Source organism: Georgenia sp. 311, assembly GCF_006151955.1.
Classification (GTDB): Bacteria; Actinomycetota; Actinomycetes; order Actinomycetales; family Actinomycetaceae; genus Oceanitalea; species Oceanitalea wutianyii.
Genome location: NZ_VDFS01000067.1, coordinates 1 through 17,050, shown reverse-complemented (window position 1 = coordinate 17,050; position 17,050 = coordinate 1). Strand labels below are relative to the sequence as shown.

General features: G+C 74.0%; 11 protein-coding genes and 1 pseudogene. 9 read left to right on the top strand and 3 right to left on the bottom strand.

Annotated features, from left to right (window positions below):
- Positions 1-44 precede the first annotated feature (44 nt).
- The 5 genes from FHE66_RS15145 to FHE66_RS15125 all read left to right on the top strand — a co-directional run bounded on the left by FHE66_RS15145 (position 45) and on the right by FHE66_RS15125 (position 6,359).
- Complete coding sequence (locus FHE66_RS15145; RefSeq protein WP_139073816.1) at positions 45-893, top strand: glycosyltransferase family 2 protein; 849 nt, start codon at positions 45-47, stop codon at positions 891-893.
- Positions 894-935: 42 nt separating this feature from the next.
- Positions 936-2,870 (top strand): DUF6541 family protein, encoded by a 1,935-nt coding sequence (locus tag FHE66_RS15140; protein WP_139073815.1) that lies wholly within the window; start codon positions 936-938, stop codon positions 2,868-2,870.
- A 149-nt stretch (positions 2,871-3,019) separates the two neighbouring features.
- A complete protein-coding gene (locus tag FHE66_RS15135) occupies positions 3,020-3,814 on the top strand; it encodes an ABC transporter permease (protein ID WP_230976522.1) in 795 nt (264 codons plus the stop codon).
- Entirely contained in the window at positions 3,811-5,001 is a 1,191-nt protein-coding gene (locus FHE66_RS15130; protein ID WP_139073813.1) for an ABC transporter ATP-binding protein, read from the top strand. Before FHE66_RS15135 ends, FHE66_RS15130 begins: the two co-directional genes overlap by 4 nt.
- Complete coding sequence (locus FHE66_RS15125; protein WP_139073812.1) at positions 5,001-6,359, top strand: glycosyltransferase family 4 protein; 1,359 nt, start codon at positions 5,001-5,003, stop codon at positions 6,357-6,359. Before FHE66_RS15130 ends, FHE66_RS15125 begins: the two co-directional genes overlap by 1 nt.
- 38 nt (positions 6,360-6,397) lie before the next feature.
- Here FHE66_RS15125 and FHE66_RS15120 read toward each other — a convergent pair whose 3' ends face one another.
- Together FHE66_RS15120 and FHE66_RS15115 are read right to left on the bottom strand one after the other, a co-directional pair.
- Positions 6,398-7,849, bottom strand: coding sequence for a glycosyltransferase (locus FHE66_RS15120; protein ID WP_139073811.1), 1,452 nt, complete (start codon positions 7,847-7,849; stop codon positions 6,398-6,400).
- A complete protein-coding gene (locus tag FHE66_RS15115) occupies positions 7,846-8,211 on the bottom strand; it encodes a hypothetical protein (RefSeq protein ID WP_139073810.1) in 366 nt (121 codons plus the stop codon). Before FHE66_RS15115 ends, FHE66_RS15120 begins: the two co-directional genes overlap by 4 nt.
- A 94-nt stretch (positions 8,212-8,305) precedes the next feature.
- Here FHE66_RS15115 and FHE66_RS15110 point away from each other — a divergent pair, with 94 nt between their 5' ends.
- The gene (locus FHE66_RS15110) at positions 8,306-10,858 is read left to right on the top strand and encodes a glycosyltransferase (RefSeq protein ID WP_139073809.1); all 2,553 of its coding nucleotides are present in this window, start codon (positions 8,306-8,308) and stop codon (positions 10,856-10,858) included.
- Positions 10,855-13,656 carry a YfhO family protein gene (locus FHE66_RS15105; RefSeq protein ID WP_139073808.1) on the top strand — a complete coding sequence of 934 codons (2,802 nt, stop codon included), beginning with the start codon at positions 10,855-10,857 and terminating at the stop codon, positions 13,654-13,656. Before FHE66_RS15110 ends, FHE66_RS15105 begins: the two co-directional genes overlap by 4 nt.
- Before the next feature lie 67 nt (positions 13,657-13,723).
- Here FHE66_RS15105 and FHE66_RS15100 read toward each other — a convergent pair whose 3' ends face one another.
- On the bottom strand, positions 13,724-15,130 hold the full coding sequence (locus FHE66_RS15100; RefSeq protein WP_139073807.1) for a phospholipid carrier-dependent glycosyltransferase: 1,407 nt from the start codon (positions 15,128-15,130) through the stop codon (positions 13,724-13,726).
- A 230-nt stretch (positions 15,131-15,360) separates the two neighbouring features.
- Between FHE66_RS15100 and FHE66_RS15095 the strand changes: the two genes are divergently transcribed.
- Both FHE66_RS15095 and FHE66_RS15090 read left to right on the top strand, forming a co-directional pair.
- Positions 15,361-16,434 (top strand): glycosyltransferase family 2 protein, encoded by a 1,074-nt coding sequence (locus tag FHE66_RS15095; RefSeq protein WP_139073806.1) that lies wholly within the window; start codon positions 15,361-15,363, stop codon positions 16,432-16,434.
- Positions 16,431-17,050 (top strand): annotated as a pseudogene (locus FHE66_RS15090) (hypothetical protein); the annotation flags it as partial. The gene FHE66_RS15095 and the pseudogene FHE66_RS15090, both read left to right, overlap by 4 nt.

Genomic DNA, 17,050 nt, shown 5'->3' with positions numbered 1-17,050 from the left:
CACGGCACCCGCGCCCGGCGGGCACGCCCCTATCCTTGGCCGCGATGAACATTCCTGCGGTGCGCGTCGTGACGGTGGCCTTCAACCCCGGCGAGGAGCTCGAGACGTTCGCGACGTCGCTGGCCGGGGCGACGTCCCGCGAGGTCACGCTCGTCGTCGTCGACAACGGCACGCGGACCGACGTCGTCGACGACGTCGCCCGCCGCCACGGCGCGCAGGTGCTGCGCCCCGGGACGAACCTCGGCTACGGCGCGGCCGCCAACCTCGGCGCGCGCGAGGGCGAGGAGCCGTGGGTGGTCGTCGCCAACCCCGACATCCGGTGGGAGCCGGGCTCCCTCGACGCGCTCCTCGACGCCGCGGCCCGCCACCCGCGGGCCGGGTCCCTCGGCCCGCAGGTCCTCAACACCGACGGCACCGTCTACCCCTCCGCCCGCGCGATCCCCTCGCTCACCGAGGGCATCGGCCACGCGCTGTTCGTCCGGGTGTGGCCGGGCAACCCGTGGACGCGGCGCTACCACCGGCGCCAGGAGCAGCAGGAGGTCGAGCACGCCGCCGGGTGGCTGTCCGGGGCCTGCCTGCTCCTGCGCCGCGAGGCGATGCGCGAGCTCGGCGGCTTCGACGAGAGCTACTTCATGTTCTTCGAGGACACCGACCTCGGTGACCGGCTCGGGCAGGCCGGCTGGGAGAACGTCTACGTCCCGGCGGCCCGCGTGGTCCACGACCAGGGCGCGAGCTGGCGCGAGCGGCCCGCCCCGATGATCCGGGCCCACCACCGCAGTGCCGAGCTGTACCTCCACCGCCGGTACGCGGCGTGGTACCAGCTGCCCCTGCGCGTGGCGATCTCCCTCGGCCTGCGCGCCCGCGCGTGGCTGGAGACGCGCCCCGCCCGCTGACGCCGCGGCGGAGCAGGCACGGGATCGGGGACAATCGACGTCATGCAGTGGACCGAGGCGGTGCCGACCGCCGCCGCCCTCGCGGCCCTGCTCTACCTGCCCGGCTACCTCGGCACCCGGCTGCTCGGCCTGCGCGGGCTCCTCGCGCTCGCGGGGGCACCGGCAGCGACGGTCGCCGTGCTCGCCCTCGGCGCGGTCGCCCTCGACGTGCTCGACGTCGCGTGGGGGCCGGTCTCCGTGACGGTGCTGCTCGCCCTCGCCGTGGCCCTGTGCGCCGTGCTCGGCCGCCTGCTGCGCGCCCGGCCGATCGCGCTGCCGCCTGTCTCCCGCACGTGGGCGGTCGTCGTCACCGGGGCGACGGCGCTCGCCGCCGGCGTCCTGCTCTACGCGTTCGTCCTCGGCATGGGCAGGCCCGACGCCGTCCACCAGATCTACGACCCGATCTTCCACCTCAACGCCGCAGACACGATCCTGCGCACGGGCAACGCCTCCTCCCTCGGCGGCCTGGACCCGATGTACGGCTCGCGCACCGGGGTCTTCTACCCGGCGGCGTGGCCCTCGATGGTCGCCCTCGGCGCGGCGGTCTCCGACGTCGTCGTCGCCTCGAACATGCTCATGCTCCTCACCGGGGTGGTCGTGTGGCTGGGCGGGATCGTCGTGCTCGCGCGGGTGGTGGCGCCGGGTGCGCCGCTCGTCGCCGCCGCGGCACCGGTCGTCGCCTCCTCCTTCCTCGCCTTCCCGGCGAACATCCACGTCCTGCAGGGGATCTTCGGGTACTCGGTCGCGATCGCGATGTGGCCCGGCGTGCTCGCCGTGCTCGTCCTGGCCCTGCGCTCACGCAGCGCGGCCGGGGTGGTGGCCGGGGCGGTGGGCGCCGCCGGGCTCGTCCTCGCCCACCCCAGCGGGGTCATGCTCCTCGCCGTCGGCGTGCTGCCGCTCCTGGGGCACCACCTCGCCGGGTGGGGCCGTGAGCTCGCCGGGCGCGGGCGACGCGTCCTGGGCACCCTGGTCCGGCTCGCGGTGCCCGGCTTCGTCGCGCTCCTCGTGCTCGCCGTCTACACCGTGCCCCAGCTGCAGGCGATGGCGGGCTTCGTGCACCCCACCCGACCGCTCGGCCCGACGCTGCGCACCGCGTTCCTCTCCGCGACGACGGTCGGCTGGACCAGCCCGTGGGCCAACACCGTCGTCGCCGCGCTCGTGCTCCTCGGCGCCGTCGTCGCCTGGCGCCGGCCCGTGACGCGCTGGCTCGCCGTCGGGTGGCTCACCACCCTCGTGCTCTTCCTCGCCACCGCCCTCGGTGGCCCTCTCCGCCGGCTCGGGGCCTTCTGGTACAACAACCCCGACCGCGCCGAGGCCCTCCTCCCGACGTTCGGCGCGCTCCTCGGTGCGCTCGGCGTCCACGCGCTCGCGAGCCTCGCCGCCCGGGCCCTGGCCGCCCGCGGCGCCCGCCCGGCGCAGGTGGCCGGCGGGCTCGTGGCCGTGGCCGTCCTCACCCTCGCCTTCGTCACCTCCGGCGCCTTCCGCACCGACGAGCGGCTCCACGGCTGGACGTGGTGGGCCTTCAACCCCGACCACCGCCTCACCGGCCTGGCGTACGCCTCGCGCGAGGAGCTGGAGATGCTGCGCGACCTGCCGGTCCCGGACGACGCCGTCGTCGTCGGTGACCCGGTGAGCGGGGCGGTGCTCACCCAGTCGGTCGGCGACGCCGTCGCCTTCATCCCGCACGTCAACCCCTCGAGCTGGGACGCGACGCAGCGCTTCCTCCTCGAGCACTTCGCCGACATCCACACCGACCCCGCCGTCTGCGAGGTGCTGCGCGCCGAGGGGATCGACTACTTCTACGCCGACGAGCCCGCCGACCCGACGTGGGAGACCCGCGCGCCGGGCTTCTACGGCGTCGACACGTCCACCGGCTTCACGCTCCTCGACAGCGGCGGGACCGCGCGGCTCTACCGCATCGACGCGTGTACCCCGTGAGCCTGGTCGCAGCTTCGGCGGGCGGGAGGCCGCGGGCGGGAGTCATGCCGTAACCTGTGGCGAGCGGCGCGCCCGGAGGCGGCCGCCACCGAGCAGGAGGAGAGCGGCCGTTGGGCGTGGTGCAGGACGTACGAGACTCACGAGAGCTCGTGCTCAACCTGACCCGGCGTGAGATCAAGGGCAAGTACAAGCGGACGTTCCTCGGCCAGCTGTGGTCGCTGGCCAACCCGCTGGCCCAGATGCTCATCTTCACGCTGGTCTTCTCGTTCATCCTCCGCGTCCCACCGGACGTCGGGGATCCCTCGGGGCTGAACATCTTCGCCCTGTGGCTGCTGTGCGCGCTGCTGCCGTGGTCGTTCTTCACCAACACCGTCAACGGCGGCATGGGTGCGCTCGTCGGCAACGAGAACCTCATCAAGAAGGTCCACTTCCCGCGGGTCGCGCTGCTCGCGGCGAACTCGCTGTCGTGGATGTTCACCTGGTCGATCGAGATGGCCGTCCTGCTCGTCGCGCTCCTCATCGTCGGGGCCAACGCGCTGCCGTTCGCGCCGCTCGTCATCGTCTTCATGGCGGTGCTCTCGCTGTTCGCCACGGGCGTCTCGCTCATCCTGTCGATCGCCAACGTGTACTTCCGCGACGTGCAGTACCTCACCGGGATCGTCTTCCAGGTGTGGTTCTACGTGACGCCGATCCTCTACCCGGTGGCGTTCGTCGCCGAGCAGCTGAACAAGCTGCCCTCGCTCTTCGGCGTGGTGAGCATGTTCGACATCTACATGTTCAACCCGATGGCGAAGTTCGCCGAGGTCTTCCGCAACCTCCTCTACGACAACCGGCTGCCCGAGCTCGGGACCTCCCTCACCGTCCTCGCCTGGGGCCTGGGCACGTTCCTCGTGGGGTACCTCGTCTTCAAGCGGCACGAGAAGGGGCTGGCCGAGGCGCTATGACACAGGTCGCCGTCGCAGTCGAGAACGTCTCCAAGCGCTTCCGGATCTACCACGAGCGCAACCAGACCCTCAAGAGCGCGATCATGCGCCGCCGCCGGTCGCTCCACGAGGACTTCTGGGCGCTGGACGACGTCACGTTCGACATCCCCGAGGGGCGCACGTTCGCGCTCGTCGGGGACAACGGGTCGGGCAAGTCCACGCTCCTCAAGTGCATGGCGCAGATCCTCTACCCGACGTCGGGGACGATCCGCACCCGCGGGCGTGTCGCGGCGCTGCTCGAGGTCGGCTCCGGCTTCCACCCCGAGCTCTCCGGGCGGGACAACGTCTACCTCAACGGCTCCATCCTCGGCATGACCAAGCCGGAGATCGACTCGAAGTTCGACGACATCGTCGGGTTCTCCGGCGTCGAGCAGTTCATCGACCAGCCGGTGAAGAACTACTCCTCGGGCATGTACGTGCGCCTCGGCTTCTCCGTGGCGATCCACGTCGACCCGGAGATCCTCCTCGTCGACGAGGTCCTCGCCGTCGGTGACGCGGCCTTCCAGGAGAAGTGCGCCGAGAAGTTCGCCGAGTTCCGCCGCGACGGGCGCACCGTCGTCGTCGTGTCCCACTCCGCCCCGCAGCTGCGCCAGATGGCCGACACCGCCGCCTGGCTCGTCCAGGGCAAGCTCAACCGGGTCGGGGACGCCAAGGAGGTCCTCGAGGAGTACATGGACGCCTCCCACGCCGGGGAGGTGCGCATCGACGCCGAGGGCCGGGTCCACCACGGCAGCGGCGAGATGAGCGTGGACCACGTCGAGGTCTTCGGCCCCGGCGGCCCCGGCACCGACGTCCGCAACGGCGAGGACCTCACGGTCCGGGTCGCCTACACGGCGCACGAGCCGGTCACCGACCCCGTCATCGGCTGCGCGATCGAGTCGGTCGACGGCACCTACCTGTGGGCCTCGAACACCTTCGACCACGGCCCGCGCCTCGGGCAGGTCACCGGCTCGGGCGTCCTGGAGTGCCGTGCCCCGGCCACGGCCCTGGCGCCGGGCATGTACACGGTCATCACCTCCCTCACCGACTCCACCACCCAGCACCTGTACGACCAGGTGCGCGACTCGGCCCGCTTCGGCGTCCAGTCCGGGGCGGAGAAGTTCTGGGGCGGTTACGTCCAGACCCCCTCGCGCTGGCAGGTGCCCTGATGGCCCGGATCCTCGTCGTCACGCTCGACACGCTCGCCGAGCGGATGGCGGGCCCCGCCATCCGCGCCTGGGAGATCGCCTCGGCCCTCGCGCCCGAGCACTCCGTCCAGCTCCTCACCTTCGGGTCCTGCGACCGGCCGGGGGAGGGGTTCACCACCGCGCACACGACCGTCGGGGAGTTCCGCGCCCAGGTCGAGGCCAGCGACGTCGTCGTCGTCCAGGGCTTCGTCGTCGCGACCTTCCCGTGGCTGCAGAGCGCCGAGCAGGTGCTCGTCATCGACCTCTACGACCCCTTCCACCTCGAGTCCCTCGAGGTCGAGCGGTACAAGCCGGCCCCCGAGCGGCACGCCGCGCTCGCCACCGCGCTGCGTGAGCTGGGCGCCCAGACCCGCCGCGGCGACCTGTTCCTCTGCGCCTCGGAGAAGCAGCGCGACCTGTGGCTCGGGCAGCTCGCCGCCTCCGGCCGCGTCAACCCCGACACCTACGACGCCGACCCGTCGCTGCGCAGCCTCATCACCGTCGTGCCCTTCGGCACCTCCCCGACCCCGCCCGAGCGGACGGCGCCGGCGATCAAGGGCGTCGTGCCCGGCATCGGCCCGGACGACAAGGTCGTCCTGTGGGGCGGCGGCGTCTACAACTGGTTCGACCCGGTGACGGTCGTGCGGGCGATCGACGCCGTGCGTGAGCGCGTCCCGCAGGTGCGGCTGTACTTCCTCGGGATGAAGCACCCCAACCCCGACGTGCCCGAGATGGCGATGGCGACCCGCACCCGCGAGCTCGCCGACTCCCTGGGCCTCACCGGCACCCACGTGTTCTTCAACGAGGACTGGGTGCCGTACGCCCGGCGCGCGGACTACCTCCTGGACGCCGACGTCGGCGTCAGCGCCCACTTCGACCACATCGAGACCGCGTTCAGCTTCCGCACCCGGATCCTGGACTACCTGTGGGCCGACCTGCCCATCGTGTGCACCGAGGGTGACACCTTCGGTGACCTCGTCGCCGCCGAGGGGCTGGGCGTGGCCGTGGCCCCCGAGGACGTCGACGGCATGGCCGCCGCGCTCGAGCGTCTGCTCACCGACGACACCGCTCGCGACGAGGCGCGTGCGAACGTCGCCCGCGTCGCCGAGCGGTACACCTGGCCGGTCGCCCTCGCCCCGCTCCTCGACTTCGCCCGCGCCCCCCGCCGGGCCGCGGACGCCGCCCGGATCGCCGCGGGCAGCGAGGTCGACTTCGCGAGCCTCCCGCTGCTCACCCGCCTGCGCCTGGACGCCACCGCCGCGTGGCGCCAGCTGCGCTCCGGCGGCCCGCGCGCCGTCATCGACAAGGTGCGCTGGCGCCTGGCCCGCCGCCGCGGCTGAACCGCGGCCGGCCCACAGCCGGCCCGCGGCCGGGCCGCTCAGGCCAGGCCGCGGACGTTCGTGTACGGGTCGGACATCGTCCGCGGACGCCACCAGGCGAGCGCGGCGCGCTCCTCGTCCTCGATGCGCGCGGTGCGCGAGGAGGACTCGTAGTGCCGCAGCCGCGCGAAGGGCGTGCACACGACCCGGCGGCCCGCGCCACGCACCTTGAGGCAGTAGTCGACGTCGTTGTAGTTGAGCGGCAGCGCCTCGGTGAGGCCGCCGACCTCGACGAACAGGTCCCGGGGCGTGAGCAGGCACGCGCCGGTGACCGCCTCGTAGTCGCGGTCCACGACCTTGGAGCCGAAGTGGCCGGCGTCCTCCGCCTCGAAGATGTGCGGGTGGGTCGCCTCGCCGTCGCGGTCGAAGCTCACCCCGACGTGCTGGATGCGGCCGTCCCCGAAGAGCAGCTTGGCGCCCACCGCCCCGACCTGCGGGTCCTGCGCGACGGCGACCATCCGCTCGAGCCACCGCGGCTCGAGGACGACGATGTCGTCGTTGAGCAGGAGGAGCAGCTCGCCGCGGGCGGCGGCCGCCCCGGTGTTGACCGAGCGGGAGAAGTTGAACGGCCCCGCGACAGGAGCGAGGGTGAGCCGGTCCCCGAGGATCTCCTCGCACTCGGCGAGGACCTTCGGGGAGGTGCCCTCGGAGGTGACGAGGACGACCTCCCAGCGCTCGTACGTCGTGCGCTCGACGAGCGAGCGCAGCAGCTGGGTGACGAGGAGGCGCTCGTGCCCCTCGATCTCGCGTCGGCCACCGGCGGTGGGGACGAGGATGCTCACGAGCGGCGGCTCGGGCACCTCCCGCCACACGCGCAGGAAGCCCGGGGCGTCGCCCTCTGCGGTGCCGGTGAGCTCGACGCTCGCCGGGACGCCGAGGCGGGCGTAGCGCTCGGCAACCGCCTCCCGGCCGGCCGTGAGCACGGCGAGGTCGTCCCCGGCGGCGCGGATGAGGCCGGTGACCGGGACGTGGGCGACGTCCTCGGTGCGCTCGGTGAGGCGCAGCGCGAGGTCCCACTCCATCGCCCCGCCGCTGCGCCACCCGCCGACCTCGGCGAGCACGTCGCGGCGGACGAGGAGGAGGCGCCCGAGGTAGTTCGTCGCCTCGAGGTAGGCCGGCACCCAGCGCGGCTTGGAGAAGACCCCCGCGGGCCCGGACTCGTCGGTGTAGAGGGCCGCGGGCTCACGCCCGAGCCGGTCGACGAAGGCGACGACGGCGGCGAGCGCGCCCGGCTCGAGCCGGTCCCCGGAGCCGAGGACACCGACGTAACGGCCGCCGGCCCGGCCGGCCGCCGTGGTGAGGGCCGCGGCGAGGTCGCCCGCGGCGGGCACCGGCACGAGCTCCCACGGCCCCTCGCCCTGCGCGGCGAAGGAGTCGGTCGCCGCCGCCCGGCCGGCGTCGTCGCCGGGCAGGAGGAGGAGGGAGAGCAGAGGGCCGGAGGCCTGGCTCACGGCTGACGCCTCAGCCGGGCGAGCACCGCGCGGGGCGCGCGCAGGAGGCGGCTGAGGAGCTCGGTCGCGCGCCAGCGCCGCGAGGAGAGGACGACCGCGAGCTGGTGCTCGGCCTCGACCGCGCGTCGCTCGGCAGCGCCGACGACGTCGTCGCGCTCGGCGATGGCCACGGACTGGTCCTCGAGGAGGCGGTGACCGATCTCCAGGGCGTCGCGGGCCGCGACGAGCGAGGCCGACAGCTCGGCGTTGTGCAGGCGCAGCTGTTCGTTCTCCAGGGCGAGGGCACGCCCCGCCTCGTCCGCGTGGGCCTGGCGGTCGCGAGCCGGCAGGTCGCGCCAGTAGACAGCGTCATCGGAGGGCATGGCCATACGGTAGTCCCCCTCACGCCCCGCGCCGTACCGCCCGGGAGAGGTGGGGACGGGCCCCTCCGGAGTGGTGGCCACGTACGATGCTGGGATGCGCGTCGTCCAGGTGTCCGCACACTTCCCACCGAACTTCGTCTCCGGCGGGGTCCTGGTCCCGCAACGGTTCGCGCGGGCGGCCGCCGCCGCGGGCCACGAGAGCCACGTCTACGCCGGGTACCTCGACGACGCGCGCACGCCGCTGTCGACCTTCAGCGAGACCCACGAGGGTGACGTGAACGTGCGGTGGATCGTCACGACGCCCTGGACCGCCTGGAACGACGAGAAGAACTGGTACAATCCCGCCGTCGAGGCCGACTTCCGCGCCTGGCTCGCCGAGGTCCGGCCCGACGTCGTCCACCTCCACTCCCTGCAGACCCTCGGTGGCTCCCTCGTGCGGGCCGCGAAGGAGTCCGGCGCGGCCGTCGTCGTCACCATGCACGACTTCTGGTGGGTGTGCGCCCGCCAGTTCCTCGCCACCGCCGACCTCACGCCGTGCTCGGTCGTCGTCTCGTGCGGCACGTGCCCCTGCGCCGCCGGCCACCAGTCGCTCCTCGAGCGCGACGCGCGGCTCGCGAAGGAGCTCGCCTTCGCCGACGTCGTCCTCGCCCCGTCGGAGATCACCGCGAAGGTGCTGCGGGCCAACGGCGTGCCCGCCGACCGGCTGCGCGTCGACGAGAACGGCCTGCCCGCGACCGAGGCGCCGGTCGCCCACCAGCCCTCCGACGGCCCGCTGCGGTTCATGTTCGCCGGCGGACCCGACCCGATGAAGGGCCTGCCGGTGCTGCTGCGCGCCGCCGAGCAGGTGGCCGACCTCGACGGCTGGACCCTCGACCTCTACGGCGCAGGCGACTTCCCCACCTCAGTGCCCCCGCAGGTCCGGGTGCGCGGACGGTACGGCCGCGAGGAGCTCGGCGAGGTCCTCGCCGCCCACGACGTCCTCGTCCTGCCCTCGGTGAACCGCGAGTCCCACTCCATCCTCACCCGCGAGGCGCTGCTCGCCGGGCTCGCCGTCGTGTGCACCGACACCCTCGGGCCCGAGGAGGCCGTCCTCGACGGGTACAACGGGATGGTCGTCCCGGCCGCCGACGCCGACGCGCTCGCCGGGGCGCTGCGCCGCCTCGTCACCGACCCCGTCGCCGCCCGCGCCCTCATGGGCAAGGGCTCGGCCAGCCCGGTGCGCACGCTGGAGGACCAGACCGCCGGCGTCCTGGAGCTCTACGCCGAGCTCGCCGCCCCGCCGGCGCCGGTGCCCCCCGAGGAGGACCTGACCGTCACCCGCCGCGCCTCCGAGCAGCTCATGCGGCGCGTGCTGTTCGTCGTCGGCATCCAGGGCGCCCCGCTGCGCTACCGGGCCCACCTGCCGGCCGAGGCGCTGCGCCTGCACGGGGTGCACGCCGACGTGCGCCACTACCGCGACCCCGCGCTGCCCGAGCTCGTCGAGCAGGTCGACGCCGTCGTCCTCTACCGCGTCCCGGCGACCTCCCAGGTGCTCGACCTCGTCGCCCAGGTGCGCCGCCGCGAGCGGACCGTCCCGGTCCTCTTCGACGTCGACGACCTCATCTTCGACCCCGAGCTCAAGGACGAGGTCCACGGCCTGAGCCGGCTCTCGCCCGAGGAGATCGAGCTGTGGTGGCGCGGCGTGGCCCGTTACCGCACGACGATGGAGGCGGCCGACATGTTCATCGGCTCCACCACCGAGCTGTGCCGCCACACCACCGCCGTCACCGGGCTGCCCTCCCGTCGCTTCGCCAACGGCGTCGGCACCCTGCTCGCCCAGGCCTCCGACGACGCCCTCCAGCGCCCCCGTGCCGAGGGTCCGCTGCGGGTGGGCTACTTCTCCGGCACGAACACCCACGACGCCGACTGGGCCGCCGTCGAGCCCGCCGTCCGCGAGGTGCTCGAGGCGCACCCCGACGTCGAGCTGTGGCTCGGCGGGCTCGTCGAACCGACGTCCGCGCTCGACGGCCTGGCCCACCGGGTCCGCCGGCTGCCGTTCGTCGGCTGGACCGAGCTGCCCGGGCTGCTGCGCGACGTCGACATCGCCCTCGCCCCGCTCACCGAGCGCAGCCGCTTCAACGAGGCGAAGTCGGCCATCAAGTGGCTCGAGGCCGCGCTCGTCGAGACCCCCGTCGTCGCCTCGCCCACCGAGCCCTTCCGTGAGGCCATCGACCACGGCCGCACCGGCTTCCTCGCCGCCGGTCACGAGGAGTGGGTCGCCGCGCTGACGTCCCTCCTCGACGACGTCGCGCTGCGCCACCGGGTGGGCAGCCAGGCGCGCCGCGACGCGCTGCTGCGCTGGTCACCCCACCTCCAGGGCCGGGTCTACCTGGAGAACCTGCTCGCCGCGGCGGACCACGTCCGGCGCGAGGGCCCGCGTCGGCCGACGGACTGGGAGCCGGTCGTCGACGACGAGCCGCTGTCCGCCGCGGACGCCTACGTCGAGCCCTACGCCCTGCCGGCCCCCGCCGGCCGCGTGCCCGCCGCGCTGCTGAGCCACCCGCTCGCGCGCAAGGCCGCCGCGGCACGGCGCGTGTACCGCGCCGAGGGAGCCCGTGAGGTCGGCCGCCGGGTCGTGCGCACGCTGCGCGCCCGCGTCCGCCGGTGACCGCGGCGCAGGAGAGGCGGCGCGCCCGCCTCGGCACGGTCGCGGCGTGGGCGCCCCTCGTCGCCCTCGTCGTCCTCCTGCTCGGCCCCGCGCTCGTCGGGGCGCAGCTGTTCGCCGCCGGCGACCTCATCGAGCGCCAGGCGCCGTGGGCCGAGGCCTCGACCGTCGAGACCGTGACGAACGCGTGCGTCTCCGACACCGTCGACGCCGCACTCCCGCACGCGCTGAGCTTCCGCGACCGGATCGCCGCGGGTGACGCCGCGCCGCTGTGGGAGTCGAGCGCGAGCGCCGGGACGATCCTCGGGGCCGCCCCGTTCCAGGGTGTCGTGTCCCCGATCTTCCTCGCCACCCTGCCCCTCCCCGACGTCCTGTTCCCCGCGTGGATGAAGCTCCTGGAGATCGGCGTCGTCCTCCTCGGCACCGTGCTGTGGGCGCGCCGCCTGGGGCTGTCGGTCGCGGCGGGAGCCCTCGGCGGGTTCCTCTACGCGACGAGCGGGTACCTCGTCATGTGGACCGGCTGGCCGCAGACCCGCACCGCCGCCTTCTTCCCGCTCGTCTTCTGGGCGGTCGAGCGGATCGTCCAGGACCGCACGCTGCGCTCGGCGCTGCCGCTGCCGTTCGTCGTCGCGGGCGTCGTCCTCGGCGGGTTCCCCGCGATCGTCGTCCACACCGTCTACCTCGCGGCCCTCTACGGGGTCGTCCGGCTCGTCGTGCTCAACCGGCGCGAGCGGCCGGCTCCCGGCGGCTCACCGTGGCGCAGGTGGGGCCGTGCCCCGGCACTCGCCGCGGCCGGCGGGCTCGCCGGGCTCGCGCTCGTCGCCTTCCAGGTCGTGCCCTGGGCCCAGCAGCTGCGCGAGAGCGTCGACCTCGAGCGCCGGGCGAGCGCGTGGCAGCTCACCCTCGACTGGCCCGAGATCCTCACCATGGCCTACCCGGAGGCGCTCGGCTCCTGCGCGTCGGGCGCGGCGCGCTGGGGCAGCCTCATCCCCGTCGAGGGCGTGAGCTTCGTCGGCGCCGGCGCGCTGGTCCTGTGCGTGGCCGCCCTCGTCATGCCGCCGGCCTCCGACCGGCTGCGCGCGGTGCGCGGTTTCCTCCTCCTCGCCATCGTCCTCACGCTCGCCGTGACGTTCGTCGGCGGCGGGCTCAACTACCTCGTCCAGCTCCTGCCCGGCATGGGCGGCTCCGGTCTCCAGCGCACCCGCGCGGTCGGCGGGCTCATGTTCGCCATGCTCGCCGCCGTCGGCTTCGACTCGCTCGTACGCGGCCCCCGGCCCGGGGTGGGGCGCCGGCGCTGGGCGCTGGCTGCCGCCGTCGCGGTGGTCGCGGCCCTCGGGGTCGCCGCGCTGCTCGTGCGGGAGGTCGCTCCCGGACCGGCCGAGTGGGCCCAGGCCCGCCCCTCGGTGGTCCTCGGGCTCGTCGCCGGCGTGCTCGTCGCCGCGGCGTGGGCGGCGGTGCTGGTGCGCCCCCGGCCCGCGCAGGTGGTCGCGGCCGTGCTCGTCCCGCTCGTCCTCGCCGTCGAGGGCATCACCTTCGCGGCGGCCTGGTGGCCCCGCGCCGACCCCGACACCCTCTACCGCGACACCCGCACCGACGCGTTCCTCTCCGAGAACCTCGGGCACGACCGCATGGTCGGGATGTACGGCGCCTACTGGTACTCCGCCGCCCAGGTGCCCGGCCTTCGGTCCCTGTCCGGGCACACCTTCACCCCCGAGGAGTGGCGCGCGCTGCTCCTCGCCGCCGACAAGGGGATGTTCCGCTCGGCGACGAGCCACTCGCTGTCGAGCCCGCAGGCGCTCACCTCACCGGTCCTGGACCGCTTCGCCACCCGCTACGCGGTCATGGACACCCACGTCATCCCGCCGGGAAGCTTCTGGGGCGACGGCGAGCAGGGCACCGGCGTCGTGCGCGCCGGCGCCGGTGCGGACGGGCCGGTGGCCGCGCGGACCGTCGAGGCCGGCACCCCCGTGCGCGCCGCGCTCGTCGAGCTCGCCGAGCCGCTCGGGGACGTCCCGGAGGGCGGCGACCCGGGCCGCCTCGTCGTCGAGGCGCTCGACGAGGACGGGAAGGTGCTCGCGACGGGCAGCCGCCGCCTGCGCGACGGGGAGTCCGGCGTCGTCGGCGTCGCGCTCGCGGGGGAGGAGCTGCCCACCGACGGGCCGGTCACCCTCCAGGTCCGCGTCGAGGGCGGCCCCGGCGTCGAGCTGCGGGCCGCGGGCGACAACGAGGCCCAGCGCGGGGAGGCCTGGCTCGGCGTCATCGTCGCCGGGGACGACGACCTCACGCTCGTCGACACGACCGACGCGCTCGTCCTCGAGCGCGAGAACGCCCTGCCGCGCTTCCGGTGGGCGTCCGACGCCGCGGAGTGCACCGACGCGCCCGAGTGCGCCGCGCTCATGGCGCAGGTGCCCGGGAGCACCGTCCTCCTCGAGGACGCCGACGTCGCGGCCTTCGACGGCGCCGGCGCCGAGATCGAGGTGCTCCGCGACGACGACGACCTCCAGCAGGTCCGGGTCGAGGCCGACGGGGCCGGGATGCTCGTCGTCGCCGACGGCGTGCACAGCGGCTGGGTCGCGCGCCTCGACGGCCAGGAGGTGCCGATCCTCACCGCCGACCACGCGATGCGGGGTGTGGCGGTGCCCGCGGGGGAGCACGTCGTCGAGCTGTCCTACGAGCCCACCGGGTGGGGGGCGCTGCCGTGGGTGGCCGGCGCCACGGCGGTCGGTCTCCTCGGGCTGTGGCTGTGGCTCGCCCGGGCGGGGCGCCCGGCGGACCGCCCGCGGCACGCGACGGGCCGATAGCCGCTTCGGTGTGGAGTCCTGGACCCAGGAGGTCCAGGACTCCACACCGAAGGCGCGAGACCGGGGGTCAGGCGATGCCGGAGAAGCTCAGCAGCATGCTGAGGTAGCCGCCGACCGCGACGACGTAGGCGAGGACCTGGTAGCGCCGCTCGTGCGCGACGAGCGTGAGCGCGGCGATCGTCATCGGCACGAGGGTGACGGCGTAGCGGGCGCTCACCCCGCGGAAGTAGCCGCCGCCGCGGAGGAACTCCTGGCCCTGGACGAGCAGCGGGACGGCGACGGCGCCGACGAGCGCCGCCCAGCCCACGACCCGCTCCGCCTGGCCGGGCCGGAACGTCACCAGCGCCATGAACGGGGCCGCGGTGAGGAGGACGGTGAGGGCGCCGACGCTCAGCCAGATGAGGGAGGACATGAGCTCGGGCTGGACGTAGAAGTCGTCGACCAGGCCGAAGGCGGAGGTGAGCGTGGGCGCCCACTCGTCGAACGGTGCGCCGGCCACGGGCGCGGTGTTGACCCCGGCGATCGGGTTCGTCCAGTTCTCCACCGCCCGCCCGGACTGGAAGGCCGACCAGGCGAGGGCGCTGGCGCCGACCGCGAGGACCGGGACGACCGCGATGAGCAGCCGGCGCACCGCCTCGCCCCAGTTCCGGTCGCGCAGCTGGGGCAGCGCGCTGAGCGCGACGACCCCCACGGCGGTGAGGATCGCGACGGTGCTCATGAGCTTGACGTTCGCCGCGAGGACGGCGATGACCGTGGGCAGCACCCAGGCGAACCAGCCGGTCCGCCCGTCCCGGAACACCCGGGTGAGCACCCACAGCGCACCGACGCCGAGGAGCGCGGCCGGGGCGTCGTTGGTCACCGTGGAGGAGGCGTGGACGATGCTCGGCACGGCCATGATCACCGCGGCGCCGGACGCGGCGAGCGCCGGGCGCAGCCGCCAGTGGCGCAGCACGCCGTACATCGCGACGACGGCGGCGGCGAGCCACAGCCCGCCGCTGAGCCGGGCGCCGGTGGTGAAGCTCTGGCCCAGCGCCTCGGCGACGGTGCCGGCGGCCGCGGCCGCCGCGTAGTACAGCGGCGGGTGCCAGGCGTTGTAGTTCTCCCCGCGGGCCGGGTAGTCCGAGGGTGCGACCTCGTCCGCGGTGGCCTCCTCGCACGGCGGCAGCGCCTCGGCGATGGACTGCTGGCCGCGGCAGGACCACTCCTCCAGCGTGAAGTCGCTCAGCGGCACGCCGGTGTAGGGCAGCTCGCCCTGGCTCACCTTGTACGCGTAGTCGAGGTGGGTGTGCTCGTCGAGAGCGGAGATCTGGGTGCCGCCGAGCACGCCGAGCACGCTGAGCAGGACAGCGGCAGCGGCGAGGAGGAGGGACCACAGGACGTCGGTGCGCAGCGGCACCTCGCGCGTCCGGCGACGGGTGCGTCCGGATGCCGGCTCGTTCGTCGCCGCCGCGACCTCGGGGGTCTGGCCCTCCACACGTCCTCCTCAGGCTCGGTGGCGCGGTGCAGACGCGCCGCGGACAGGCTACCGTCGCGCCGTTGCCGGGCTGTGCGGGTGTAAGGCTCGGCACACCCGGCCCGGCCCCCGGGCGCTCTACCGTATTGTGGGCGGGAGGTTCGGCGTCGTGCCCGGTCGTGCCCGGCGCCGCGAATGACAGGCTGCTCGTCAGGCGTCGGCAGCCACGCTGATGACGATGGGTTGATCCAGTGAAGCTGTTTGTCCAGGTCCCGTGCCTCAACGAGGAAGAGACCCTGCCGATGGTCCTCGAGTCGATCCCGCGGGAGATCCCCGGGATCGACGAGATCGAGATCCTCATCATCGACGACGGATCCACCGACCGCACGATCGAGGTCGCGCAGGCGCACGGGGTGCGCCACATCGTGCGCCACGCCCGCAACATGGGCCTGGCCCGCTCCTTCCGCGACGGCGTCGACTACGCGCTCGCGCACGGGGCGGACATCGTCGTCAACACCGACGGCGACAACCAGTACCCGCAGGAGCGGATCACCGACCTCGTCCAGCCGATCGTCCACGGCACCGCCGACATCGTCATCGCCGACCGGCAGACGAGCACGATCGCGCACTTCTCGCCCTTCAAGAAGGCGATGCAGCAGGTCGGCTCGAGCGTCGTGAACAAGGCGGCCGGGACGGCCCTGCCCGACGCCGCCTCCGGCTTCCGCGCCTACTCCAAGAACGCGCTGCTGCGCCTCAACGTCATCACGCAGTTCTCCTACTGCATGGAGACGATCATCCAGGCCGGCAACAAGCGCCTGCGCATCGCCTCGCTGCCGATCGAGACGAACCCCAAGACGCGCGAGTCGCGGCTGTTCAAGAACATCTGGCAGCACATGTTCAAGTCCGCGGGCGCCATCTCGCGGTCCTACCTCATGTTCAAGCCGCACCTCGTGCTCGGCACGCTCGGCACGCTCATGCTCATCGCGGCGCTCGTGCCCTTCGTCCGGTTCTTCGTCTTCTGGCTCCAGGGCGAGGGCAGCGGCCACGTCCAGTCGCTCATCTTCGGCAGTGCGATGCTCGTCGGAGCACTGCTGAGCTACGCCCTGCTCGTCATCGCCGACCTCCAGCGCACCAACCGGGTGCTGCTCGAGGAGAGCCTCGAGCGGATCAAGGTGCTCCAGTACCGCCCGCCCGCCGACGTCGCGGGCGACGACCGGTTCGCGCACAACGGCAACGGCCTCGGCCACCACCTGGGACTGGCCGTGCCGCCCCAGAACGCGCAGCACCCGACGACCCTGGCCACGGGCGAGACCGTCGAGCAGTGAGGATCCTGGCCTTCGGCACCTACGACGTGGGGCGCCACCCGCGCGTCCAGGTGCTCGTCGACGGCCTGCGCGCGCACGGCGACGAGGTCCTCGAGCTCAACCGCCCGCTCGGGCTGTCGACGGCGGACAAGGTCCGCGCCCTGCGCAGCCCGCTCGCGCTGCCCGGCTTCGCGCTGCGGATGGCACGGCGCTGGGCCTCCCTCGCCTGGGGCAGCCGTCGCTTCCGCGGACCCGGCCGGCCCGACGCCGTCCTCGTCGGGTACCTCGGGCACTTCGACGTCCTGCTCGCCCGGCTCCTCTTCCCGCGGACGACGATCGTCCTGGACCACCTGATCTTCGCGGCGGACACCGCTCGTGACCGGGGCACCCCCGAGGGGCTGCGCACCCGGCTGCTCGCCCTGCTCGACCGCCTGGCGCTGGGCGCTGCGGACGTCGTCGTCGTGGACACCGAGGAGCACCGGGCGCTCGCGCCCGCCGGGAGCGACACGGTCGTCGTCGACGTCGGCGCGACCGACGCGTGGTTCGCCGCTGCGGCGCCGCAGCCGCCCGCCGACGAGCCGCTGAGCGTCGTCTTCTTCGGCCTGTTCACCCCGCTCCAGGGCACCGAGACCCTCGG